Origin of the sequence: Secundilactobacillus folii, from assembly GCF_009720675.1 — a bacterium.
GTDB classification, from domain to species: domain Bacteria; phylum Bacillota; class Bacilli; order Lactobacillales; family Lactobacillaceae; genus Secundilactobacillus; species Secundilactobacillus folii.
Genome location: NZ_WNJO01000001.1, coordinates 307,672 through 330,462, shown reverse-complemented (window position 1 = coordinate 330,462; position 22,791 = coordinate 307,672). Strand labels below are relative to the sequence as shown.

General features: G+C 43.2%; 23 protein-coding genes, 1 tRNA gene, 1 pseudogene and 1 CRISPR repeat array. Of the genes and pseudogenes, 10 read left to right on the top strand and 15 right to left on the bottom strand.

The genetic code is table 11. The annotated features are described in order from the left end of the window. The first annotated feature begins 5 nt into the window (after positions 1 to 5). From GM612_RS01510 to GM612_RS01495, 4 genes are all read left to right on the top strand, one after another. A complete protein-coding gene (locus tag GM612_RS01510; protein WP_155430599.1) occupies positions 6 to 338 on the top strand; it encodes a LapA family protein in 333 nt (110 codons plus the stop codon). After that, positions 331 to 2,661 (top strand): single-stranded-DNA-specific exonuclease RecJ, encoded by a 2,331-nt coding sequence (gene recJ / locus GM612_RS01505; RefSeq protein ID WP_343031741.1) that lies wholly within the window; start codon positions 331 to 333, stop codon positions 2,659 to 2,661. Before GM612_RS01510 ends, recJ begins: the two co-directional genes overlap by 8 nt. 17 nt (positions 2,662 to 2,678) lie before the next feature. Beyond that, entirely contained in the window at positions 2,679 to 3,197 is a 519-nt protein-coding gene (locus GM612_RS01500) for an adenine phosphoribosyltransferase (protein ID WP_155430597.1), read from the top strand. An 80-nt stretch (positions 3,198 to 3,277) separates the two neighbouring features. Next, positions 3,278 to 3,365 (top strand) — tRNA-Ser (locus GM612_RS01495). A gap of 115 nt (positions 3,366 to 3,480) precedes the next feature. Then, positions 3,481 to 4,167: a CRISPR direct-repeat array (repeat unit 28 nt; unit sequence GGATCACCCCCGCATGTGCGGGGAATAC). Between the two features lie 387 nt (positions 4,168 to 4,554). Here GM612_RS01495 and GM612_RS01490 read toward each other — a convergent pair. From GM612_RS01490 to GM612_RS01475, 4 genes are all read right to left on the bottom strand, one after another. Further along, positions 4,555 to 4,908, bottom strand: a complete 354-nt coding sequence (locus GM612_RS01490; protein ID WP_155430596.1) for a hypothetical protein — start codon at positions 4,906 to 4,908, stop codon at positions 4,555 to 4,557. A gap of 17 nt (positions 4,909 to 4,925) precedes the next feature. Then, complete coding sequence (locus GM612_RS01485; RefSeq protein ID WP_155430595.1) at positions 4,926 to 5,324, bottom strand: hypothetical protein; 399 nt, start codon at positions 5,322 to 5,324, stop codon at positions 4,926 to 4,928. 886 nt (positions 5,325 to 6,210) lie between these two features. After that, positions 6,211 to 6,969, bottom strand: coding sequence for an SDR family oxidoreductase (locus GM612_RS01480; protein ID WP_155430594.1), 759 nt, complete (start codon positions 6,967 to 6,969; stop codon positions 6,211 to 6,213). A gap of 135 nt (positions 6,970 to 7,104) precedes the next feature. Then, complete coding sequence (locus GM612_RS01475) at positions 7,105 to 7,839, bottom strand: SDR family oxidoreductase (RefSeq protein ID WP_155430593.1); 735 nt, start codon at positions 7,837 to 7,839, stop codon at positions 7,105 to 7,107. A gap of 199 nt (positions 7,840 to 8,038) precedes the next feature. On the opposite strand from GM612_RS01475, the gene GM612_RS01470 reads away from it, so the two are divergent. Then, entirely contained in the window at positions 8,039 to 9,076 is a 1,038-nt protein-coding gene (locus tag GM612_RS01470) for a zinc-binding dehydrogenase (protein WP_155430592.1), read from the top strand. Positions 9,077 to 9,265: 189 nt separating this feature from the next. Here the strand turns inward: GM612_RS01470 and GM612_RS01465 are convergent, their stop codons facing one another. Then, the gene (locus GM612_RS01465; protein WP_155430591.1) at positions 9,266 to 10,210 is read right to left on the bottom strand and encodes an aldo/keto reductase; all 945 of its coding nucleotides are present in this window, start codon (positions 10,208 to 10,210) and stop codon (positions 9,266 to 9,268) included. Between the two features lie 239 nt (positions 10,211 to 10,449). Here GM612_RS01465 and GM612_RS01460 point away from each other — a divergent pair, with 239 nt between their 5' ends. Next, positions 10,450 to 11,637, top strand: coding sequence for an MFS transporter (locus GM612_RS01460; RefSeq protein WP_155430590.1), 1,188 nt, complete (start codon positions 10,450 to 10,452; stop codon positions 11,635 to 11,637). 353 nt (positions 11,638 to 11,990) lie between these two features. On the opposite strand, the gene GM612_RS01455 is transcribed toward GM612_RS01460, so the two are convergent. Continuing rightward, entirely contained in the window at positions 11,991 to 12,383 is a 393-nt protein-coding gene (locus GM612_RS01455) for a tautomerase family protein (protein WP_155430589.1), read from the bottom strand. Between the two features lie 256 nt (positions 12,384 to 12,639). After that, positions 12,640 to 13,182, bottom strand: a complete 543-nt coding sequence (locus tag GM612_RS01450; protein WP_155430588.1) for a GNAT family N-acetyltransferase — start codon at positions 13,180 to 13,182, stop codon at positions 12,640 to 12,642. 191 nt (positions 13,183 to 13,373) lie between these two features. On the opposite strand from GM612_RS01450, the gene GM612_RS01445 reads away from it, so the two are divergent. Both GM612_RS01445 and GM612_RS01440 read left to right on the top strand, forming a co-directional pair. Beyond that, positions 13,374 to 13,784, top strand: coding sequence for a hypothetical protein (locus tag GM612_RS01445; RefSeq protein ID WP_155430587.1), 411 nt, complete (start codon positions 13,374 to 13,376; stop codon positions 13,782 to 13,784). Between the two features lie 99 nt (positions 13,785 to 13,883). Then, positions 13,884 to 14,324 (top strand): universal stress protein, encoded by a 441-nt coding sequence (locus tag GM612_RS01440; protein ID WP_155430586.1) that lies wholly within the window; start codon positions 13,884 to 13,886, stop codon positions 14,322 to 14,324. A 107-nt stretch (positions 14,325 to 14,431) separates the two neighbouring features. Here GM612_RS01440 and GM612_RS01435 read toward each other — a convergent pair whose 3' ends face one another. The 5 genes and pseudogenes from GM612_RS01435 to GM612_RS01415 all read right to left on the bottom strand — a co-directional run bounded on the left by GM612_RS01435 (position 14,432) and on the right by GM612_RS01415 (position 17,667). Beyond that, a complete protein-coding gene (locus GM612_RS01435; RefSeq protein ID WP_173021186.1) occupies positions 14,432 to 14,818 on the bottom strand; it encodes a DUF805 domain-containing protein in 387 nt (128 codons plus the stop codon). A 319-nt stretch (positions 14,819 to 15,137) separates the two neighbouring features. Then, a pseudogene (locus tag GM612_RS01430) lies at positions 15,138 to 15,602 on the bottom strand (type 2 periplasmic-binding domain-containing protein); the annotation flags it as partial. Between the two features lie 15 nt (positions 15,603 to 15,617). Beyond that, the gene (locus GM612_RS01425) at positions 15,618 to 15,869 is read right to left on the bottom strand and encodes a LysR family transcriptional regulator (protein ID WP_173021185.1); all 252 of its coding nucleotides are present in this window, start codon (positions 15,867 to 15,869) and stop codon (positions 15,618 to 15,620) included. Between the two features lie 347 nt (positions 15,870 to 16,216). Further along, entirely contained in the window at positions 16,217 to 17,308 is a 1,092-nt protein-coding gene (locus GM612_RS01420) for a GH25 family lysozyme (RefSeq protein ID WP_155430582.1), read from the bottom strand. 92 nt (positions 17,309 to 17,400) lie between these two features. After that, positions 17,401 to 17,667, bottom strand: a complete 267-nt coding sequence (locus GM612_RS01415; RefSeq protein WP_155430581.1) for an HPr family phosphocarrier protein — start codon at positions 17,665 to 17,667, stop codon at positions 17,401 to 17,403. Between the two features lie 398 nt (positions 17,668 to 18,065). Here GM612_RS01415 and GM612_RS01410 point away from each other — a divergent pair, with 398 nt between their 5' ends. Continuing rightward, positions 18,066 to 18,467 (top strand): hypothetical protein, encoded by a 402-nt coding sequence (locus GM612_RS01410; protein ID WP_155430580.1) that lies wholly within the window; start codon positions 18,066 to 18,068, stop codon positions 18,465 to 18,467. A gap of 11 nt (positions 18,468 to 18,478) precedes the next feature. After that, positions 18,479 to 19,660, top strand: coding sequence for a hydroxymethylglutaryl-CoA synthase (locus GM612_RS01405; protein WP_155430579.1), 1,182 nt, complete (start codon positions 18,479 to 18,481; stop codon positions 19,658 to 19,660). A 128-nt stretch (positions 19,661 to 19,788) separates the two neighbouring features. Here the strand turns inward: GM612_RS01405 and lexA are convergent, their stop codons facing one another. The 3 genes from lexA to GM612_RS01390 form a co-directional block, all read right to left on the bottom strand. After that, entirely contained in the window at positions 19,789 to 20,418 is a 630-nt protein-coding gene (gene lexA, locus GM612_RS01400) for a transcriptional repressor LexA (protein ID WP_155430578.1), read from the bottom strand. A 129-nt stretch (positions 20,419 to 20,547) separates the two neighbouring features. Continuing rightward, on the bottom strand, positions 20,548 to 22,104 hold the full coding sequence (locus tag GM612_RS01395; protein WP_155430577.1) for an MFS transporter: 1,557 nt from the start codon (positions 22,102 to 22,104) through the stop codon (positions 20,548 to 20,550). A gap of 35 nt (positions 22,105 to 22,139) precedes the next feature. After that, on the bottom strand, positions 22,140 to 22,715 hold the full coding sequence (locus GM612_RS01390) for a PadR family transcriptional regulator (RefSeq protein ID WP_173021184.1): 576 nt from the start codon (positions 22,713 to 22,715) through the stop codon (positions 22,140 to 22,142). Between the last annotated feature and the right edge of the window lie 76 nt (positions 22,716 to 22,791).

Here is a 22,791-nt window from a genome sequence, read left to right as displayed (position 1 = left end):
TTTGTTTGAAGCGTCAGGGGAAAGTTATTATTGCAATTTTGCTGGTTATTTTGATTGCCGTATTTGCATTGATGAACACAGAACCAGTGCCAATTCATTTTGGGTTCACAACGGTTTCTTGGCCACTAGTCTTAATATTGTTGGTCGCAATTTTTCTTGGCGCCATTTTGATGTTTCTTTTTGCGACGATTTCAAACTATCAGACTAAGCGAACCATAAAACGCCAGGCTGACCGAATTCAAACGTTAGAAACCCGGCTTGGTCGGCCTAGTAACGATCAAAAACAAGTCTCTAAAAAGGATAATCAAACAGAAGTAAAGGATGATAAACGTGATTGAAGCACATTATGACTGGCAAATTAAACATGTTGATCAGCCTTCCACAGCGGCAAAAGATTTAGCTAAATCGTTATCATTACAGCCAATGGTGGCACAGATCTTGCTTAATCGCGGCTACGACGATGAAACAAAGGCCAGTCGGTTTCTGCATCCAGATTTATCACAATTACATGATCCCTTTGCCATGCACGATATGCAAAAGGGGATTGACCGGATTCAAGAGGCAGTTGCAAATGGGGACCACATCACAATCTACGGTGATTACGATGCTGATGGTGTGACCAGTACTTCAATTCTATACGAAACGCTGGATCAGATTGGTGCTGACGTGGACTACTTCATTCCCAATCGCTTTGTTGATGGTTATGGGCCTAATAAGGCAGCGTTTGAGCGCTTGATCGAAGCCGGGACAAAGTTGATCGTTACCGTTGATAATGGGGTGGCTGGAAATGATGCCATTGCGCGAGCAAATGAACTTGGTTGTGACGTGGTGGTTACGGATCACCATGAGTTACCAAGTGACTTACCAGCAGCGTACGCAATTATCCATCCGCGTCACCCTGAGAGTGATTATCCCTTTGGTGGTTTGTCCGGCGCCGGCGTTGCTTTTAAGGTAGCGACCGCAATGTTAGATGAAGTCCCACAGGAGATGTTGGATCTAGCTGCGATAGGAACAGTGGCTGATTTGGTGCCATTAGTGGATGAAAACCGAGTTATTGTGACCGCTGGGTTACAATTAATGCGGCAAACGGATCGGTTAGGTCTTGTCGCACTCATCAAGCAGGCAGGCATTGATCCAGAGCGTATTGATGAGCAGTCGATCGGGTTTGGCATTGCACCTCGTTTAAATGCTTTAGGTCGGCTAGATGATGCGGCACCTGCCGTTGAATTATTAACGACACTGGATGATGAACGGGCAACCAAGTTAGCTGAACTAACGGAAAAGCAGAATAAATACCGTCAGAAACTGGTGGCTGATATTAGTGAGGTCGCACTGAAACAAGCTCAGGATGAAAATCACCGTGATCATCCCACACTTTTGATCGCCGGGAAGGGCTGGCATGAAGGAGTGCTTGGTATCGTTGCTAGCAAAGTCGTTGAGGCGACTGGCAAACCAACCGTGGTGTTAAACGTTAATTTAGAAAATGGTACTGCCAAGGGGTCGGGTAGAAGCGTTGAAAACTTTAATCTTTTTGAGGCCTTTGACGGTCAGCGCGACCTGTTAGTCAACTTTGGGGGTCATGCTGCCGCCGTTGGGATGACCGCGAAGGCTGACCAACTTGAGGAGTTGCAGACGGGGTTTGACCAGGCCGCTGCTGATCAGCAGTTAGCGGACCAGCCTAAAACGAAGTTAACGGTTGCTTCTGAAATGGCAGTGCAAGACGTTACGGAAACGCTTTACGATGAATTACGGCAGCTTGCACCTTTTGGGACTGATAATCCGGTACCCTTATTTGTCTTTAAACCTAACCAAGTCCAGAATGTTAAAGCCATTGGCGCAGAAAGCAAACACCTTAAATTCTCGCTGGTAGACGGTAATCAGCAGTTAAATGCGATTGATTTTGGTGCTGGGCAGCTGGCAACAGTCCTTCAAAGTGCTGATCAACAGGTAAAAGTGGTTGGGCAAATTGAAATCAATGTTTGGCAGGGTCGAACTTCGATGCAGCTCATGGTTAAGGATTTAGCGGTCGATGGTATTGTAATTGCTGACAAGCGAACCCAAAAATTACGTCGTGAAATGTTTTCAAACACGGATGCTACTTATGTCTTCTTCAACCAGCACCTTTACGAGCAGTTACAGCCACAGATTCCAGCTACAGCGAATAGCTGGCTACTGGCAGATGCCGAACGTTTGGGTCAAATCAAGACGACCACGATGTATCTGGTAGATTGTCCGGTAAAAATTGAGGATTTACAAACGGCTCTAAACCACGTCAATGCTGAACAAATCGTCACTTATTTTTATTTAAAGCAAAGTCATTACCTTTTAGGGATGCCAGATCGCGCACAATATGCTAAACTGTTTAGGTTCGTTCAAACCCATCAAAATGTTGATGTGGGTCATAGACTGGGCGAACTTGCCAAGTATTTGCAAATTGAAACGGCGCAGTTGGTGCTGATGCTACAGATTTTCCGGGAACTTAAATTTGTGACCATTTCAAATGGTATTTTAAATCAAGTGAAGTCTCCGGATCACCATCAAATTACTGAAGCCCCAAGTTATCAACGTCGTCAACAACAAATGGAAACTGAAAAACAACTATTGTACAGCGAGACGGCCGATCTCAAGTCATTGTTGACCTCGCTGATTGCACATGATTAAAGGAGCTGCTTATTAAAATGTCGATTGATTTAACCAAGTATATTGCTACGGTACCAGATTATCCTGAACCAGGCGTAATGTTTCGTGATATTTCACCTTTGATGGCAGACGGCGACGCTTACCGGTATGCAACTGATCAGTTAGTGGATTATGCCCGCAGTAAAAATGTTGAAATGATCGTAGGTCCAGAAGCCCGTGGCTTTATTGTGGGTTGCCCTGTGGCTTACGAATTAGGGGTTGGCTTTGCGCCGGCACGTAAGGAAGGTAAACTACCACGCGAGACCGTTAAGGCAACCTACGACCTCGAATATGGCAAATCAGCACTGTATTTGCATAAAGATGCGATTAAGCCAGGTCAACGGGTGCTCGTTACGGATGATCTATTAGCGACTGGCGGCACAATCAGCGCAACGATCCAGTTAGTAGAGGAACTTGGTGGCATTGTTGTTGGGACTGCTTTTATCATTGAGCTAAAGGATCTTCATGGTCGTGATAAGATTAAAGACTATGACCTTTTTAGTTTGATGGAGTTTTAATTTAAACACCTAAACACTAAATAATGGGCGAGGGTGGTTGCAAGTTTGGCCAGTTTTGGTATAATTATTTAGTGTGCTATGGAGAGTTGGCAGAGTGGTAATGCACCGGACTCGAAATCCGGCGAACCGGCTAATACCGGCGCGCAGGTTCAAATCCTGTACTCTCCTTATAATAAATCATGTAAGAACCCCGCTAAATTAACGTTTAGCGGGGTTCTTGTTTTGAACTATATTTTGAAAGCATGACTTTAACTAATTGTTCAAATCTTTGGTGAAAATAATAGGATCACTCCCGAATGTGCGGAAAATACCAGATCATTAAAGGCGTTCCGGGATCACCCCTGCATGTGCGGGGAATACCCTGCGACAAAAATAGTTCGATAACTGGATTCAGGATCACCCCCGCATGTGCGGGGAATACTGTTAGATTGTTGAGGCATGGCTATCACCATCGGGATCACCCCCGCATGTGCGGGGAATACCTGCTAGGCATAAACACCGCTTGGATGTCACTGGGATCACCCCCGCATGTGCGGGAAATACATTTTTCATCAAGATGTACGGGACGATTCAAGGGGATCACCCCCGCATGTGCGGGGAATACGCTTCATTCATCGAGATAATGCCATAATTGGTAGGATCACCCCCGCATGTGCGGGGAATACGCTTTTGATATCGTGCAGCACACTTCGATTCAGGGATCACCCCCGCATGTGCGGGGAATACTTGGTCCGCTGAATTGTATCAGTGTCATTTTCAGGATCACCCCCGCATGTGCGGGGAATACTTGCCAAAAGCTGTCGATGTGTCAAAATTTTCAGGATCACCCCCGCATGTGCGGGGAATACACGGTCAATACGTGCTTGCCAGTCTGACGCAAAGGATCACCCCCGCATGTGCGGGGAATACAACGAACTTATCATTAAGTATGAAGGCAATCAAGGATCACCCCCGCATGTGCGGGGAATACACTAAAGAATCCCTTATATAATGTTGTTTTGAAAAGTGAAAATTGCCATTTTTTATCACTTTTAATTTACAGAGAAACTTTTTTGCCTGATTTGATATTCTGGGTGTGACAACAATTAACTAGACTAAAAAGAGATGGTAGTTTTTTTAAGCATCACGCTAGCAAGAAAACAAATACAGGCATAATGCTAGAACTTTAACGATTGCTAAGCCCATTACTGAGGTAGGTCGTTAGTCCTACACTTGATTTGAAAATTCGTAAATCAATCATACGTTCAGCAAAGCGAAAATTGAAACTTCATTTAGATTCTATTGCCAAGTTATCCTGTTTTTAGAGACGGAAATTTTGACTAATACAATTTTCTTATAGAGATGCAGTCATTTTTGATTACTTATAGTACCAATGTCCACTAGCAACGAGGAAGAAGGTTCGATGATTATGGTAATAGATATTCTTTGATTTAATGATCCAGCCACCGGTGCTCATAAAGTATTGAGATGCATAGACTCGTGAACCTTTATGAAGATACTTATAGAATGACCAGTGATTATTAGCTTCACAATTTCCAGTTCGAATTTTGTAAACTCGAACTGTCTTTTTTGCTGTGACTAAGTGTGTAGCTTCTCTGGCATAGTCGTTCCCGTTTAAATAGCTTGCCTTAGCATCGGTATTAGAAATTGTCAATCCAGTTCCAAATGATAGTACTGCAATGGCAGAGATTGCGTAATACTTTATTTTCATGTTAACTATTCTCCTGATTAGTATTTGTGCCAAACTTGGACATAACCCATTCCTTCGTAGTTGATCAATTCTTTTTGACCATGACGATAGGCTACACGCCAGGGATCGCTACTCTGGTATTCGTACTTTGCTCTGTTGAAGTCGTAGACGCGATGGTGGTGAATTTTGTCAACATAATGAAAAGAAATTCGGTGTGAGCCGTATCTATAGCTTGAGTAAAATATTTTACCTCCAAATGATACGTAGTGGGCGGTGATGTGTAAATGACGTTGATAACCGGTTTTGCTGTAGTAGTATCCACGCCAGACTCGTGGCATATAATGAATAGCAGCATGAGCAGTTGGCTGGTTAACTTGAATGCCAATGCCCATTGACAATGTAGCAATTCCTAACAACACATAACGTTTTAATTTCATTTTTTAGCCCCTATACTTCCATCGAATTAATATGTAAATTTTAAAAAGTTAGTTAATACCGTTTGAGTATTGGCGCGGTAGACAGTTTCATCTTCACATTTTTCATTCACCAAGTTTCCGGTAGAGATTTAGTCCAGTTTTGCCCGCTAAACTGGTGCCGACGAATATTGATCCGATCTCGCGCAAGCAATCCTGAAGTAGATAGCAATATATGATTCTTTCCATACGTATATAATAATACGCTAAAGCAAAATAATTTAAAATGCAATTTTATTTTTTTGTTGAAAATCTATGATATTAGCATTAAGTAGCAGAATCTGTCTAACTTAACGGGACTGACGATACAAAGAAAAACTCAGGTGAATGGGAGATCAACAATAATCTCATTTTAATAATTTATAATATGTTTTAGTTAAGCCACAAATTCAGAAGAATTAAAAAATAATTAGAGTATTTTCAAAGTCCATTTCAAAATTGCTTTGAACTTAATTCCAACAATTAACCTGATATGTATAAAAATATTAGAGAACTATTGGAAAATGTAATCGGTTTCATTCCTAAATGTTCAAAAAATGGATTAATTTACAAAAAAGTCTTGCACCCAACGCATCGTTCGTGTACAATGCAACTTGTACTTTCTTTCGAAGTATCATTCTCAACTACAACTACATTATCTGGACTACTACACCCAGATAGCAAAAAGCACCGGTCAGTCTTTACCATAACGAAGACTACCAGTGCTTTTTGCTATTTTGGGAAAGAGTAGGGGTGATGCAATAAGAGTTTCTACCTTTTCGTTAGAAACCTTTCGAGTCAACTGAGTTTAAAAACCCACCAGTTGAGAAGTTGAAAGTTTGAGAACGATCCTTATCAAAGCGAGATCAATTTACCAGCCAACGGGTCCATCCACATTACTAAAGGTGGCAGTTACGTTATTTTCAGGTGCCAGGGCTAGCTCAATCAGCCGGGCAACACCTTCACTAACTGCTTTGGCACCCATTTTCTTGACTTTTTCGGGGTCACCGCCCCCAAAAGAGGTTGCTACCATACCTGGATCAACGGTATTCACTGTTATCGGCCAATGAGCATTTTGCATTTCCTTTGCTAGCTGGACCGTAAACATGTTTGCGGCCGCTTTAGCGGACTGATAACCGACCGCCGTGGCACGGTAGACGATTGAATGAGGGTCGAGCGCAGCGGTTTTCGATCCCATCATACTGGACATATTTAAGATCTTTGCTGATTTTGACTGTTTAAGAAGCGGCAGGAACTGCTGCGTGTTATCCACCAAGCCAAAGTAGTTAATGTCGAAATCTTTGCGAATATTTTCGAGACTAAGAACCGATGGAGCTTGGTGATGGTCAAATGCAGCACCAGCGTTATTGACTAATATATCAAGACGACCATATTTTTGCGCGATGGTTTTCACTGCTGTGCTGATCGACTCGTGACTGGTGACATCCAGCTCAACAACGTCAACGTCTAAGCCAGCGTCCTTAAGTTCATCTGCTGCTAGCTTTCCTTTTAACTGATTACGAGCGCCTAGAATCACGTGTTGACCATGTTGTGCTAATTCCTTCGAGATTTCAAAGCCCATCCCGCGATTAGCTCCTGTGACGAGGGTGAAAATTGTCTCTTCGTTCATGACATAGCTTCCTTATAATTTAATAGCTTCTGGACACTTAATGAGGATCCAGATAAATTGGAATTCATTGAAACAGAAAATACGAATTTGCGACAACTAAAGAATCTATGCTTTAAAGCAATTCAAAAGTTTAATTTAAACGGTTTGTGACCGCGGTCGCAAAAGAATCTCGTTGATAGCCACTTTTTCAGGTTGATCGATTGCATATGCTACTGCATTGGCCACGTCCTCAGCTTTTAAGCCGTTTTCTTTTTCCTGCTGCTCAGTCTTAGCCCGTTGATCCGGATCACTGATGGTGCTAAATAACTCGGTGTCCACAGCGCCAGGCGAGATCATAGTTGTTTTGATGTGGTTGTTAACTTGTTCCTGACGAAGGCCGTCCATAATCGCTTGAATGGCATACTTTGTACCGGCGTAAACCGCAGTTCCAGGGTGAACGACATGGCCAGCAACGGAATCAGTAGTGATGATTTGGCCGCTCTTTTGTCGTTCCATCACGGGTAACACGGCTGCGATGCCATATAAAACACCTTTGATATTAACGTCAATCATCCGGTCCCATTCGTCAACTTTAAGTTCTTCCAGTCGAGAAATAGGCATAAGACCCGCATTATTGTAGAGTACATCAACCCGGTTAAACTGCGCAGTAGCTAAGTTGATCAGGTCTTGGATACTTTGGCGATTAGTCACATCGGTCAGCTTATAAAGTACCTGATGCTCCGGAAACTGACTGGCGATTTCCTTTAAACGGTCTTCTCGACGAGCTCCAATCACGACTTTAGCACCCAAACTGGCTAATTTTTCGGCGGTTGCCCGACCAATACCGCTGGAAGCTCCTGTAATGACGACCACTTTGTCCTTTATTGTCAAATTCACTCACTCCTTTAATTTGATTACTTTAATCGTATCACAGGGTTGGGGGAGATGACTTATAAATTGTGAGACATCAGTCAACTTCACACGAGTAGTCTTACCTAGATTAATTTGACTTCGTGTGTACTCGAACTGCTATACTAAATTTGATTCAAGCAGTTGGGTCAAAATGATTTTAGAAGGGGATATTACTTCAATGAAAAAAGCAATGTTTGAAAAAGTTGGTGAAATGGCGATCGAAGATGTCGACCGACCAACGATTCAGGCAAGTGACGACGTTATTATTCACGTCGTCCGAACCTGTGTCTGCGGTTCTGACTTATGGAACTTCCGTGGCATTGAAGAAAAAGAGGAACACTCTGAAAATTCCGGTCACGAAGCAATTGGAATCGTTGAAGAGGTTGGCAGTGATATTTCAACAGTTAAGCCAGGCGACTTTGTGATTGCGCCGTTTACCCATGGCTGTGGTCACTGTGCCGCTTGTTTAGCCGGCTTTGATGCTGATTGCCAGTCGCACTCAGATAATTTCAGTTCTGGTGTGCAGGCTGAATACATTCGTTTCCAGCATGGTGATTGGGCATTGGTTAAGGTTCCGGGCAAGCCCGAAGATTACAGTGATGAGATGTTGGATTCACTTTTGAGCTTGGCGGATGTCATGGCTACTGGTTACCATGCTGCTCGCGTTGCCAACGTTCAAAAGGGCGACACCGTTGTCGTTGTTGGTGATGGTGCGGTTGGCCTTTGCGGCGTTATTTCGGCTAAAATGCGTGGTGCAAAACGGATCATTGCCATGAGCCGTCACGAAGATCGGCAAAAGTTGGCGCTTGAATTCGGAGCTACTGATATTATCCCAGAACGTGGTGATGAAGGTGTTGCTAAGGTTATGGCAATGACTAACAATGCCGGTGCTGATGCTGTTTTGGAATGTGTCGGGACTGCTCAATCAACTGATACTGCCATGAAGGTCGTTCGTCCAGGCGCAATTGTGGGTCGGGTCGGTGTACCGCACGATGAAAAGATGGATATGTCAGATTCCTTCTTCAACAACACGATCCTTGCCGGTGGTCCAGCCTCCGTAACGACTTATGATAAGCAAGTCTTGTTGAAAGCCGTATTAGATGGTGAGATTCACCCAGGGAAGGTCTTCACGAAATCGTTTAAACTTGATGACATTAACGATGCATACCAAGCAATGGACAAACGCGAAGCCATCAAAGCACTAGTTTTGGTTTAAATCCCAAATAACACTGAAAAATTTTCAAATTCAAGTTAAACCAGAGCAGCCATCGCACGTTTAGCTTCAAAAAATAAAGCGATACCAGGGGATGTTTCCAATTTTGGGAACTTCAACTGATATCGCTTTTTAAATTTTCAAAACGAGGACTGAACGGATTGAAATATGCTTGTTCTTAAAAAGTTAGCGTTATTTATTCATGTTTGCTTCCCAATGACCACGGGTATTCACGTGGGTTTTGGCAGCCAGATCCTCGAGTGATGTCATCTCATCTTGGGTCAACTTTAAGTCTGTCGCCCGTTTGGTGTCAGCAATGTATTCCTTTTTGGTGACCCCAATAATTGGCGTGGTCCCTTTTTGAATGACCCAAGCCGTTGCAATGTCAGCAACTGCCACACTGTATTTATCAGCAATTTCTGACATTTTATCGGTCAAAGCTGTCAGTTCTTTTAACATCGGATTGTAAGTTCTAGCCCGTTGGCTGTCGCCTGCAAAGGGATGATCAACGTTATATTTGCCGCTGAGAGCGCCTTGTTCCAGCACCATATATGGGAAGAAGGTAATGTTGTTTTGATGGCAGTAGTCCAAAATGCCAGTTTCTTGCGATTGTGGATACAACAGGCTGTAGTGGTTTTGAACGGCAGATAGTTCAACGCCACCCTCATTAAGAATCTCTTTAGCCCGCTTGATCTGAGCCAGATTATGGTTGGAAACGCCAATGTGCTTGACGAGACCCTGCTTAACGAGCGGAATCATTTTTGGGGTCCACTTTTCAACGTCATCCGAATTATGGATCCAGTAGAGATCGACGTAATCGGTGTGTAAGCGTTTTAAACTTTCCGATAGCATTTGGTCGACGGCATCTTCACCATCGCTGGCAAAAACGGGTGTGAACTTAGTTGATAAGAAGTAATCGCTGCGGTTATACTTCTGCAGACAATTACCTAATAATGTTTCGGAACTACCTTGACCGTACGCTGCTGCAGTGTCCCACAGGTTCAGTCCTGCGGCCATAGCAGTGTCGACCACTGCTTGAAGATCAGCTTGTTTCAAGTGGTTCCCAAAAATTTGATCACCACCATTGCGACCGGAGCCCCAAGACCAAGTACCAAGCGCAACTTTTGAATTGAACATAGTAAAACCCTCTTTTTAAAATTCATAATTAGTTTGCACATTTAATTATGAAGAATTTACTGTAAAAATGCAACTTGTGAGGGTTCAAATGTGACTGCTGAAAGGCATTTAACAAGACTCATAACTGGTAAAAAGCATGAGAAAACGAGGAAGACAAATTGCGGGAAAAATTGGTTATCCCGGGGTATACTACCTCTGAAATCGGTTGCAGAAGTGCGTTAAACGGGAGGTGGTTAAAAATGTCAAAATTTCGTCTTCATGCCCAGGCCACTGTTTTTGTGATGGTTACCTTCATGCTCGGTTGTAATGAATTTATGGTCGTGGGAATTTTATCTGACATTGCCCGCCATTTGCACGTGCCAATCACCCAAATCGGCTATTTGGTAACGGTATTTGCCATCGTTTATGCCGTCAGCACACCGATTTTGACAATTCTGACCAGCCGTTTCGACCGTTATAAAACACTGCTGGTATTCATTACTATTTTTCTGGTTGGAAATACATTGAGTGGGCTGGCCCCAAATTACATTTGGTTGCTGGTTTCACGGATAATTGCCGCCAGTGTTGCCGGAGCAATTATTTCGCTAGTGATGACGTTTGTGACTGCTATTGCGCCAAAAGAAAAGCGGGCGAGCCTGGTTGCTAGTGTTTTTGCCGGTTTTAGTATTGCGTCGGTATTTGGAGTTCCAATTGGCACCGCAATCAGTATGCGATTGTCGTGGCGAGCTGCTTTCCTAGTGGTTTCCGTGCTAACATTTGGCACGCTCCTTAGCCTAATTGCGTTGTTACCAAGACACACGCCGCAGGTCCGGGGGACGATTATTGATCAATTAAAATTATTTCGTGATCGGCGGATCATTTTAGGTAATTTACTGGCCTTATTTACAGCTGCGACGATGTATGGTTATTACACTTATATCCGACCATTGCTGACGAGTGGCTTAGGGTTCAGTCAAGGAAGTTTGAACCTGCTACTGTTTTTACTAGGTATTATGACCATTGGTTCAAACCGGTGGTCGGGTCATCTGGCGAAACACGGTGGTTTAAATCGACTACCAAAGTATTACGTGGCGGATATGATCATTTTGACGCTCCTACCAGAGGTCTTAACAAATAAGTTTTTTGGCTTGGGCATTATCTTATTATTAACGTTGATGGTGACGCTCTTAAGTTCACCATTACAGGTTCATTTACTGTCGATTGCAGAGCACGACTATCCCCAGGCACTGGTCTTAGCGTCTTCATTAAGTTCGATTTTCTTTAATTATGGTATTTCACTGGGCTCAGTCACAGCGTCAATGATGCTAGATGTCGTGGGTTTACGAGAAATCAATTTCGGTGCCGCCTTCTATGCAGTAGTTGCGCTTGGTTTAATTACGGCATTGAATAAAGCTTTGCGGCAACAACCAACGGACTGGGAAACATGAAATTCCGTATTTTTTGCAGCAAAGTGAACTTGGAAAATTATTGGCTAATCAGCTTTAAAAGTGACCAAGTCGACAGACTCATACTTCTGATTATTTTCTAGAAATCCGGCGTGTTGTCTAAGGCAACTGAGCTTGGAAAAAGTGATGGGTGTTAAGATCAAACTGATTTTCTAATGCAAGGAAGTTAAAATCGCTGTTCAATTTTAAGACTGCCTTTACCCGAAAACGCTCCTTAAACCCGGATCTCGCGCCATTGCGCAAATAACGTCGTAGATTCTAATATTAGAACTCCACGACGTTATTTATTCCATTCTGGAATCTAAGCAAGATTCCTTTCATTTTCAGTTTTTCAACTATAGGTCACCAGTTAAAAATTGCGCCTTTCCAGAAGTGAAACTCCAATCCTCATCAGTATTGACGATCATCGTAATCATTAAATCATTTGCATCTAGCCTTAATTTATCGTGCAGTTGTTCCATAAGCTGATGATAAAAGTTGATCTTTTGTTCCCGAGTTCGCGGCCGAGTCCGAATATTCAGCAGGATCCGTTTTTCTGAACGTTGAAAGCCTAGACCAGTATCGCCCATGATCAAATCATCTGGATCGTAGTAGCTGACAGTTTGGTAACGATCACCCTGGGGTGCGCCCAAAGTTTTTAAAGTCACATCGTAGGCACTATCCAGAATAGTCTGGACCTGCTCTTTGGTCCAAGCATCTTTAACAAGATTAAACTGAAGTAATGGCATTTTACAGACTTCCTTTCATTTTAAGGACTTGTGTTATTTTAATGGTGCGGTGGCGGTAACTCAAGTGACTTGCCTTAGAAAATGTCGTGGCTTGCTGATTAAAAATGGCTATCACGTATTTTATTCAAGGTAGGGTCGGTTTAGGTTACGTTTCCGTTGGTTAACAAAAAAGAGGAATCTCCTAAAATTCAGGAAATTCACTCTTTGAGTTGCTCTATTCTGATTTTAAACGAGCTTTGTCAGGCTCATTTAGTTGTTAGCTGGCCTGTTCTGCAGATTCATGGGGTAGTTTTTCGTAAACAAAACTTTCATCTGTTGGGTGATAGACACCGTAGATCTCACCAACTTTAGTAAAGCCCATTTTGTTGATCAAATGTTGCATTGGCTTATTGTCTGCATGGGTGTCGATTCGAATACTTCTAATTTCAGGGTGGTCAGAAATCACGTGGTTGATAACTGCTTCAAGTAGTTGTGTGGCATAGCCGTGTCCAGCATGGTTAGAATGAACAGCAACACGATGGATGACAATGTAGCTATCAGAATTGTTCCGCCATTGGCCCTTCATCGTGTCATAAGAGGTATCTGGCGCACTGACTACCGCAATTGCACCAACCGTTTGATTGTCATCAGATTGCGCCACGTAGGCGAAACCATGATTAATATCATAGGTAATTTGGTCTCTAGAAGGGTAGTCGCCCTGCCACTGATTAACGCCACTTTCGGCAAGCTGGTTACTGCCGTCTTTTAAAATATCAATAATCGTATCTAAATCTGCGAGAGTTGCTTTTTTTAGTTTCAAAATATCGACTCCTTTTCCTTAAAATCACTTTTACAAGATTACGCTAAGTTAACGCTAATTACCAGCAAAAGATTTCAATTTAAGGATCTTTTGCAATCTTTCGTCATCGAATTGTGATTTGCCCGTGATGTGTCCTTAATTCTGTTACGTTATGCTAGTAATCATATTATTTAATGTATAAGGAGGACGCCATGGACAAACGCATTAAAATGTCAGTTATTATGTTAGCTCTTGGTTTTCTGGGACTTAACTGGCTAAATAGCCAGGGGTTTCCAGCCGCAGCAGCTACCCGGCATACTTCGGCACTGAAACAGGTGACTACCCGCTCAGTCTCGACTAAACGTGTTACTGTGACGCCAACACATCGATTGCACGTGGTGATCACAGCCTATAACGCCAACCAAAAAGAAAGCCATCGTCGGTACACTTTTCGACTGTTCCGAAACGGCAAACGTTACAAAACGTTGACTTTCAAAAATGGCCATACCACACAAGCAATCAAGGTGAAACCGGGCAACTATTCAGTTCGGGTTTACGGCAACAGTAAAAATAACAGTTTTTCTGGCGGTATTTCGTCATCAAATCAGCCTCATTTTGTCTGAAAATACAACAAAATTCAACGCATTTTAATTGCACCTGCTCGTTTTTTCATTCATAATTAAATTAGTAAGAGGCTCAGGTTTGTCAAAGGAGTGATGACAATGTATTCCCAGATTTTGGTCCCGCTGGATGGTAGTGAGAACTCACGGTCGGCGCTGAAAACAGCAATTCAGATCAGTCGGTATTTTGGTTCGACCATTACGTTGATGTCGGTAGTTAACCAGAGTGGCATGGCAATTGCATCGGGTAGCATTCCGTATGATTTGAGTGGTGAATTTAGAAAACAAGCACAAGGTATTCTCACAGAAGGTCAGAAATTGACTGAGGAAGCTGGCGTTCAGACCAAGACGATCATCACTGAGGGCATCCCCAAAAATGAAATCGTCTCAGCAGCTGACAAGGAAGGTATTGATCTCATCGTGATGGGTAAATCTGGAGCGGATGCGATCAACCGTTTGTTAATTGGCTCGACAACGGCGTATGTAGTCCGTCAGGCAAACGTGCAGGTTCTCGTTGTGAATGCGCAGGAAAAAGATGAATGATCAGGGAAAGTTGACCGATTTGAATCTGTGTTCATTATTAACTAAACAAAAGAAGCGGTTGATTTCCATAATGGGGAATCAACCGCTTTTAACGTGCATAGACGCATTCACTGAACTTGGGATTGGTTTAAAGGCCACCGCTGGTTATCAATGGTTGGCATGAGCAATAAAACAAACAGCCACAAGTTGCCGATGACCGGTACAACCGTGATCAGCAGCCACCAGTTACTGTGGTCTGAGTCGTGAAGACGGCGCGCTCGAATGGTAAAGTTAGCGATCCAGTCCAAAATTAATAAAAGAATAAAAAACAGTGAGTTTAAACTGGCCCCCAAATGGGAAAAGTCACCTCTGAAAGCCCAAAGTTCCCCGCTGGCTAAGGCGTATAACCAGATAATGATTGCGTTAGCTATATAAGCCGTCCAATATTGCGACCGCGTAGCCGTTGCATTGAAGACGGTAATTTTGGTCCAAAATTCAAGGTAGTTTGTCAGCATGAACAGGCTCCTTTTTACTTTACAATGAAGTTGGATCGGAAGAGGTAACCGCATGATGGACAGCGGTTCATGCCATAATAAATTGTCATTTCATGATGACACTGAGGGCAGCTTCCGTGCATGCCACGACGAATTTTTTTAAAGGTCGACTTTTTTTCAGGTTCTTTTTTTTCAGGCATAGCGCTCACTCCTTTTACACTTTAGTATAGCATGATTTCAATTGTTAGATACCGTTTTACGTTGTTTGAAGAACAGTCACAAATCCCTTAATTTTCAGACTGTTCTTGAACCGATTGAACAAATTGTCGAACCGCTTGAGTCAAGTATCTGCTTTTTTACAAATCATTAAGTGTTTGATTGGATGGGCTCCTACTAGCGGCAGAAACTTTAATCCGGGAGTTCCGGAAATTAATGCACCGCCAGCACATAATGAATTAGCAACGTTTAATCGACAAAGATGTAAGGAGTTGGTGACTAGGTTTTGTGTTCCGATGATATTTAGGTCATCAGTTGAAATTCCTAAAGAGTCTGCTAAGCTATTCTGAACTAAAGAGCTGCGAGGAACTAGTAAGGGCATTTCTGTCATCTCTTTAGCTGATATTTGGTTTAAACGAGCGTATTTTGAATTCTGAGAGACGATGACTCCCCAACGATCGGTAACATTTAAATTCGAAAAATGATATTTCACCGCTTCCACAGGTTGCAGCACAAAACCTAAATCGATAACGCCTTGGTCTAAGTCGGTTTTGATTTCGTTACCATCCATATCATAAAGTTCAAATTTAACTAATGGAAAATGCTATCTAAACGCTTTAATATAGTTGACTAAAGCTTCAGAAATTGTGGATTCAACGCAACCGATGACGAGGGTTCCCGTTAATTCATCGTTACTAATTTTAACTTCGTCACTCGCTCGATTGATTAACGATAAGATTTGACGCGCTCGACTTTGAAAGATACCGCCAGACTCAGTTAAAGTCATATGGTGTTGTTCACGAATAAATAAGGCTGTTTGCAATTCGGCTTCTAGGTCTTTTAATTGTCGGCTCAACGTTGGCTGCGAAGGGAGCCGAATTTCTTTCAAAGGTTAATTGAGCATGTTAAGGATATCAAAATTTAATTTAAGATAGGATCATTAAAACATGAATGATATGTAGTCTAAGTGTCTAACCGACAACCGGGACTACGGAAATCAATCCAAATTCGAACAGCTGGGGTCTGATCAATTAGAAAATGGGTCGATTATTCAAAGAAAAACGACTTATCAAGAAATCCAATTGGAATTTTTCAATAAGTCGTTTTTGTTCATCATAATTTACGACACGTTATTGTCTTTGCTACTTAAAGTATTACACAGCAGACTGAAAATTAGTGTGAGGTCAATTTAGTAATCATCAACTAAGCATTGGGATTTACACCTGCGTGCAAATAACCACGCCAGATCCAGCCAGCATGTTTACCATTGCCACTGCGGATGTGGTAATAGATGATGGAACTCTTAGAGGCCTTCCGGTATAACTTTTCGTGACCGTCTGTATACCATGTCGTGTGCGGTAGATTTTTCATCGATGCGTATTTGACGCCCAGATGTTTAGAATACCGCGCGCCAGATAACGTCCAATAGGCGTGACGTTTCATTGAATAGCGCCAAACTAACCGGACAGAGTTAGAACGGGTGGCCGAGTAAGTATTCGTCGTGGCCGTGGGAGCTGGGACCTTAACTAGCGTCGTCTTCGGAGTGGAATTACTGGTGCTTGTATGAGCTGAAACTGAGGCGTCGCCATTAATGTAGTAGTCGTTGTTTAACTGGCTCACGTCCAGATCCTGTGATTCACCATTAAAGCGGTAGTCACTGGCCCATTGCCAAGCATTCGCATTCGGGTAGGAAGTCCCCGTGGGATTAGCGGGCCATTGAGCTATCCAGCCTTGGTTACTAGCATTGGTGTCGATGTGATCGCCAAGCCAGCTAGCCATTGTGTACAGGTCGGTCTTATTGTATCCGGCAGCGTTTAAGGTACTGTCAAAGGCAGCTAGATCAGCATCATTTTGACTCTTTGATAGTCCAGCCAGTTCACTGGACTCGAAGTCGACAACCATGACCATGTTTTTAGAATCAGTGACCGCTTGGACAGCCTTAATGAAGTTTTGTGCTTCAGTCTTTGCCGCAGCGACAGATGTAAAGTGCGCAAAGTGATAGTAGTTGACTGATAGACCTGCGTCTTGTGCATCTTGAGTCTGTTGCTGCAACACTGGGCTAGTGTATGTAGTGCCTTCAGTTGCTTTGATGGCGACCGCTTTAACACCGGCGTCATGGAGGTTTTGGTAGTCACTAGCACTTAAATTTGATTGCCAACTAGATAAATCGACCATGTCAGTTCGTGGTTGTGAACTATTAGGACTCAACGAGGCGTGCGCCGTTTGACTATTGGTGAAGACTAGTAGGGCGCCTGCCGCCACTAATCCGGTAAACAATTGTTTTGTTATATGCATGCTTAATATTCTCCCCTGAATCTTGCCGAAACAAGACAATCTGTGATAAAACTAAAAACAGTCGGCTAAATAGCTGCCGACTGAAAGGAACTTTAGACAGTTGTCGCAAACTTGTTATCAATTAAGGTTTGAACAACTTCTTTAAGTTGATCAGCGGTGCCGTCAACACTAAGCTGAATTTCGGCGCCCTCTGGAACTCCAAGGCTCATAACACCAAGCGAACTGTTAGCAATCGTTGTCGTGCCCTGATATTTCAGCATGACTTTAAAAGTATATTTTGACAGTTCATTCGTTAATTGATTAACAGTTTCACCTGTTAATCCGCCTTTGGAAATAATTTTAATCGAAGTACTTTCCAATCCAAACACCCCATTATATTAAAATAGTTTTGCGCAATCACTGCGCCAAGTGGTGTAACTGAAGCGATGTCTCACTATTTAAAACGCACCGCAGGATCGATCGCAGCATATTGAAGTACTGCGCCCAACCACAAACTGCTGATCAAGACCAACAGCAAAGTTATCACTAGCAAAACGATTCGTTGGCGCGATCTCGGGCGATGATAGAACATTGATGTCAACCAAAGACCCACCAGCAAAAGTATTAATGCAGTCAAAACGTTCCAGTTGCTAGAAAACCAAAATTGCAAGACAGTCACTCCTTGGTAAGCGATTAATACTATGATAGCATGGTAGACGATGAAATGAAAAGCAGACGGTATGAATAAGTACTTAATTTTTACAAAGGGGGCCGTAAAATGCGTTTTCAAGACCTAAAGCCGATTTCCTTAAACGTGATCGAAGCCTCGTCCGTTTATCAATCAGGCCAAAAACGGCCAAAGAAACACAATTGGCAAATTGACTGGACACGGTTACGACTGCTAATTTTGGATAATGATGAACGGCTTGATGAGGTGAAGGCAGGGATTGCCGAAGACTGGGTCAGAACTCACGGCACAGTGTGGGACCGAACCCAGGGCTTTCACCATCACCCAAACGACCCGTATGACTATGATGACACCGTCTTTTGGGGCTACTCATCGTGGGGGACCCCCGCAATTGCCGTGATTTTTGCCGATGAAACGGAGGCATCATACGAGCTTTATACGGATGGCATGGATTATAATTACCACTATCTTGGACAAAAAAATGCTAAATGAGGCGAACTTTTATGCAAATTGGAATTGATCAACTGGCGTTTTACACGCCCCAAACGTATTTAGACCTGACAGATCTTGCTCATGCAAGGGACGAAGATCCTGACAAATACCGGATCGGTATTGGTCAATCTGAACAAGCGGTTATTCCGGTGACCCAAGATGCAGTCACGTTAGCGGCCAACGCAGCTTCACAGATCATTGATCAAGACAACCGCCAACAAATTGCCATGGTTTTGTTTGGTACGGAATCAGGGATCGATAACTCTAAGTCAGCGGCCGTTTACTTAAAACGGTTGCTGAACTTACCTGATAACCTGCGAACAGTTGAACTGAAGCAGGCATGTTACGGTGCCACGGCCGGGCTGCAGTTTGCTCATGATTACGTCTTGCTGCACCCTGATAAACAAGTTTTGGTCATTGGGTCTGACATTGCCCGGTACGGGTTAAATACCCCGGGTGAGGTCACGCAAGGTGGTGGAGCAGTGGCGATGACGATCACCGCTGATCCACGACTTTTGATTTTAGATGACGCATCGGCGTTTCACTCAGAAGACATTATGGACTTCTGGCGGCCACTATATCGTCGTGAGGCTTTGGTGGATGGTCGCTATTCTGAAAATGTTTATATTGACTTCTTTAAAGCGGTTTGGCAAGACTATCAAGGCCAAACAGGGCGTTCAATTGCTGATTTTACAGCTTTTGCTTTCCATTTACCCTTTACTAAAATGGGTCTTAAGGGGTTACGCGCCATTCTTCCAGAGGCCACGGCGGCACAGCAAGAAACGTTGATGCAAAATTTTGAAGCTAGTCGATCTTACAATCGACGGGTCGGTAATTTGTATACGGGGTCGCTCTATCTCAGCCTTAGATCGCTTTTCGACAACGCCACGTTACACACCGGTCAGCGAATTGGATTATTTAGCTATGGTTCTGGTGCGGAGGGCGAATTTTTAAGTGGCACGATCAGTCCCGAATTTGACTCCAAATCATCACAGCAATGGTTTGAACACTTCTTTGCTTCTCGTAAACAATTAAGTGTTGCGGAGTATGAGGCAGTTTTTAACCGCCAGTTGCCAGCTCACGACGTTTTGCTTGATACATCGGATGATGATGCTAGATTTGTGTTAAAGGGCATCCAACATGATCAGAGACAGTACCTTGACCGCAGCAAAAAAGCAGTGACTGATCAGTAGTGGATCCAGGTTCTAACTAAACATTTAATTAAGGTCTTAAAAAGACAGGCGAGTCCGAAGATGTTTCGAACTCGTCTGTCTTAATTTTATATCCAGTGATTCATTGACATCACCATTGGCGCAATGCACTATGAAATTTCATCACGATATAAGCCGATGACCTTACCTAGAATTGTCACCTTATTGAGAATGATTGGAGCCATCGTATCGTTTTCAGGTTGAAGACGGTAGTAGTGATCTTCCTTGTAGAATCGTTTGCAGGTGGCTTCGTTTTCTTCAGTCATCGCAATGACGATCTCACCATTTTCGGCAGCGTGCTGTTTTTTCACAATGACTTTGTCACCATTTAAAATACCCGCATTGATCATACTTTCACCGCGAATCTGAAGCATGAATAAATCACTGGCTTCCTCTTGAAGTTGATCAGGCACAGGGAAGTAATCGACAGCCTCTTGGACAGCCAGAATTGGTTCACCAGCGGCAACGGTTCCGAGAACGGGAATCTTAGTGGGAGTCGTCACTACGCCCAGTGTCTCAATGCCTAAGTCGGTAACCTCTAGTGCCCTGGGTTTGGTAGGATCCTTAATCAGGTAGCCCTTTTTGGCTAGTCGGGCAATGTGGCCGTGAACGGTCGAAGTCGAGCTTAAGCCCACTTTTTCACCAATTTCTCGGACAGTTGGCGGATAGCCATGTGACTGAGTCTGATCATATATAAATCGCAAAATTGCAATCTGTTTTGATTCTGAAGATTTTGTCATGGGTACACCTCTAGCATTCGGTTTCATTTATCGCTATAATATCATAGTTTCTAAAGGATTTCAAACACATGTTCGGCTTTTGGCAAAATTGATCAATTATTAGTGCCTTGATTTAAAATAAACGTGTATCTATTCATTAAAGTCAGATGATTTCTGGTCTCGCATTAAGGTCAGGGCGGCTATGCCAGCAACAAATAAGACGATTGCGGATGACAGCGCAATGCCCTTCATCGATTGACTATACGCAGAAAGGACTACACGTTGAAAATCGTGGGCAAACGGCGTGGCAGCCATTCGTTTTGAAAAAGCGATGCCGTGGCCAGCAAACGGACCGGCATCCACGAGCGCTTTTTTTAGAGTGGTCACCAGGCCAGATGGCAGGTTGGCAATTTGATGAAGATGAACGTTCAAATAGTCCTCATAGCGGTTATCTTGGACGAGTCCCAAGCCAACCACGCCAATGGTCGTTCCAATTTGCCGGAAGACGTTGATCAATCCCGATGCCATCCCCATTTCTTGGGGAGGAACACCCTCCATTCCGGCGGTATTCAACAGCGGGTTGACCATCCCGTTAGTAATGCCCATCAAAATCATTGCTGGCCACATATTGCTAAAGCTAAGGTGGACAGTCATCGCATTCATAAACATTAAGAAACCAATGCCACCTAGGAAAAGACTGAAGCCAATCATTTTGCGCTTGGAAAAACGAGCCCCTAAAACACCGGTTACGGGACCGAGAATGAGTGACCAAATGCTGATTGTTAATTGCCGAACCCCAGTTTGAAGAGCTGAATAACCAATGTAGTTTTGCATTAACACGGTCAAAAAGGCGTTGAACGAATAAATTGCTGTTCCTAATCCGAGGGCGATGATCAAAGTGCCAATTAGATGCACGCTCTTAAACATCCTTAAATCAATCATCGGCTGCTTGACGTGGCGCTCTGTGTAAATGAAAAGGACTAATAATACAACGGCTGCAATCAGCCAGGCGAGGACATTTAAATTGGTCCACTGCCAAGTTGTGTGACCTTCTTTTTGGATCAAGCCATAGATCAGGCTAAATAGGGTAGCTGCTGATAGGATCATGCCCAGTAGATCGATTTTTTGATTGGCACCATAACTTGGCGTCTCGTTAACGTAGATAATGGTGAGAATAATGGTAATAATTCCGACTGGCACGTTAACAAAAAAGATCGATGACCAGCCAAAGTTTTCAACTAAGTAGCCACCAATTAGAGGCCCCGAAGCTGTTGACATACCGATAACCGACCCTAGGATGCCTAACGCAAGACCTCGTCTGGCACCGCTAAAGTTAGAAGCTACCAGTGCCATTGCTAAAGAATTCATGCCAGCGCCACCAACCGCTTGAAAAGCTCGACCAATATCTAAAACAATTGGATTGGGTGCGATTCCGTTAATGGCAGAAGCAACAATGAAAACGATAATTGAAGCTAAAAAGATCTTTTTACGTCCGTACATATCCCCGATCTTAGAAAGAATCAGCAGGCTAACTGCCAGGACTAACGTGTAAATGTTTAAAACCCACTGTAGATTAGTAAATGTCTCGTTAAAATGCCGAGCCATTGTTGGTAACGCCACGTTGACAACCGTGACATCCAGCAAGCCCATAAAAGTGCCTAATGACATGGCCGTTAACGCGATCCATTTACGATAACCTTTTTCCATAATATGACCTCTTAACTATCTTTTTTGTATTTTTGTTATATTTTTGGTGGTTCGATGAAAACCGAGTCATCGGATCTTGATTTTAGCTCGTTTAGTTGGCTTCGAGTCCAAGCCAGCTTAGCGTTTGAAACTGCTAGTTCCAGTTGTAAAGTTCGCAGTGACCATCCGACATCCATTTTCCTTTCTGGACGCTCAACAATTTTCTTTAGGTGCGAAATAACCTCCTGATAAACTTCTATATCGGAGTGAATGGCTGTTTGATAGGCTTGAAGAACGCTTCGTTGAAACTTAACTTTTTCTCTACCTAAAGCTCGAAATTTAAAGTGAAAGGTGGATTCTCGTTTAGCGTCCATCGCCACTGGCGTCTTCATTAAAGTGTGAAGATATTGTTCACCAGCCGGTGTAATATGGGCGATTTTTCTTTCATGGCCCTTGACGATCTTAGTGTCCAATTCGATATAGCCAGATTTCTCTAATCGATGTAAGAGCGGATACATCACGCCATTCGAGATTTGTCTTCGCGGATCAAGGCTAGTTTCAAGAATTTTTCGTAGCTTGTAGCCAGTACGATCGTGTACCAGTAAAGCACTTAGAACCAATAAATCGTACATAATTTCCTCCTTAATAGGTCGAACCGACATATTGAAGTATAGTTTTCTTTAATATGACTGTCAAGCTTTGATCAAA

Bases quoted from the DNA above. Each gene is read 5' to 3' on its own strand.
- GM612_RS01500 (WP_155430597.1), top strand. From the start codon at position 2,679: ATGTCGATTGATTTAACCAAGTATATTGCTACGGTACCAGATTATCCT.
- GM612_RS01490 (WP_155430596.1), bottom strand. From the start codon at position 4,908: ATGAAAATAAAGTATTACGCAATCTCTGCCATTGCAGTACTATCATTT.
- GM612_RS01485 (WP_155430595.1), bottom strand. From the start codon at position 5,324: ATGAAATTAAAACGTTATGTGTTGTTAGGAATTGCTACATTGTCAATG.
- GM612_RS01480 (WP_155430594.1), bottom strand. From the start codon at position 6,969: ATGAACGAAGAGACAATTTTCACCCTCGTCACAGGAGCTAATCGCGGG.
- GM612_RS01470 (WP_155430592.1), top strand. From the start codon at position 8,039: ATGAAAAAAGCAATGTTTGAAAAAGTTGGTGAAATGGCGATCGAAGAT.
- GM612_RS01465 (WP_155430591.1), bottom strand. From the start codon at position 10,210: ATGTTCAATTCAAAAGTTGCGCTTGGTACTTGGTCTTGGGGCTCCGGT.
- GM612_RS01460 (WP_155430590.1), top strand. From the start codon at position 10,450: ATGTCAAAATTTCGTCTTCATGCCCAGGCCACTGTTTTTGTGATGGTT.
- GM612_RS01455 (WP_155430589.1), bottom strand. From the start codon at position 12,383: ATGCCATTACTTCAGTTTAATCTTGTTAAAGATGCTTGGACCAAAGAG.
- GM612_RS01445 (WP_155430587.1), top strand. From the start codon at position 13,374: ATGGACAAACGCATTAAAATGTCAGTTATTATGTTAGCTCTTGGTTTT.
- GM612_RS01440 (WP_155430586.1), top strand. From the start codon at position 13,884: ATGTATTCCCAGATTTTGGTCCCGCTGGATGGTAGTGAGAACTCACGG.
- GM612_RS01435 (WP_173021186.1), bottom strand. From the start codon at position 14,818: ATGCTGACAAACTACCTTGAATTTTGGACCAAAATTACCGTCTTCAAT.
- GM612_RS01420 (WP_155430582.1), bottom strand. From the start codon at position 17,308: ATGCATATAACAAAACAATTGTTTACCGGATTAGTGGCGGCAGGCGCC.
- GM612_RS01410 (WP_155430580.1), top strand. From the start codon at position 18,066: ATGCGTTTTCAAGACCTAAAGCCGATTTCCTTAAACGTGATCGAAGCC.
- GM612_RS01405 (WP_155430579.1), top strand. From the start codon at position 18,479: ATGCAAATTGGAATTGATCAACTGGCGTTTTACACGCCCCAAACGTAT.
- lexA (WP_155430578.1), bottom strand. From the start codon at position 20,418: ATGACAAAATCTTCAGAATCAAAACAGATTGCAATTTTGCGATTTATA.
- GM612_RS01395 (WP_155430577.1), bottom strand. From the start codon at position 22,104: ATGGAAAAAGGTTATCGTAAATGGATCGCGTTAACGGCCATGTCATTA.
- GM612_RS01390 (WP_173021184.1), bottom strand. From the start codon at position 22,715: ATGTACGATTTATTGGTTCTAAGTGCTTTACTGGTACACGATCGTACT.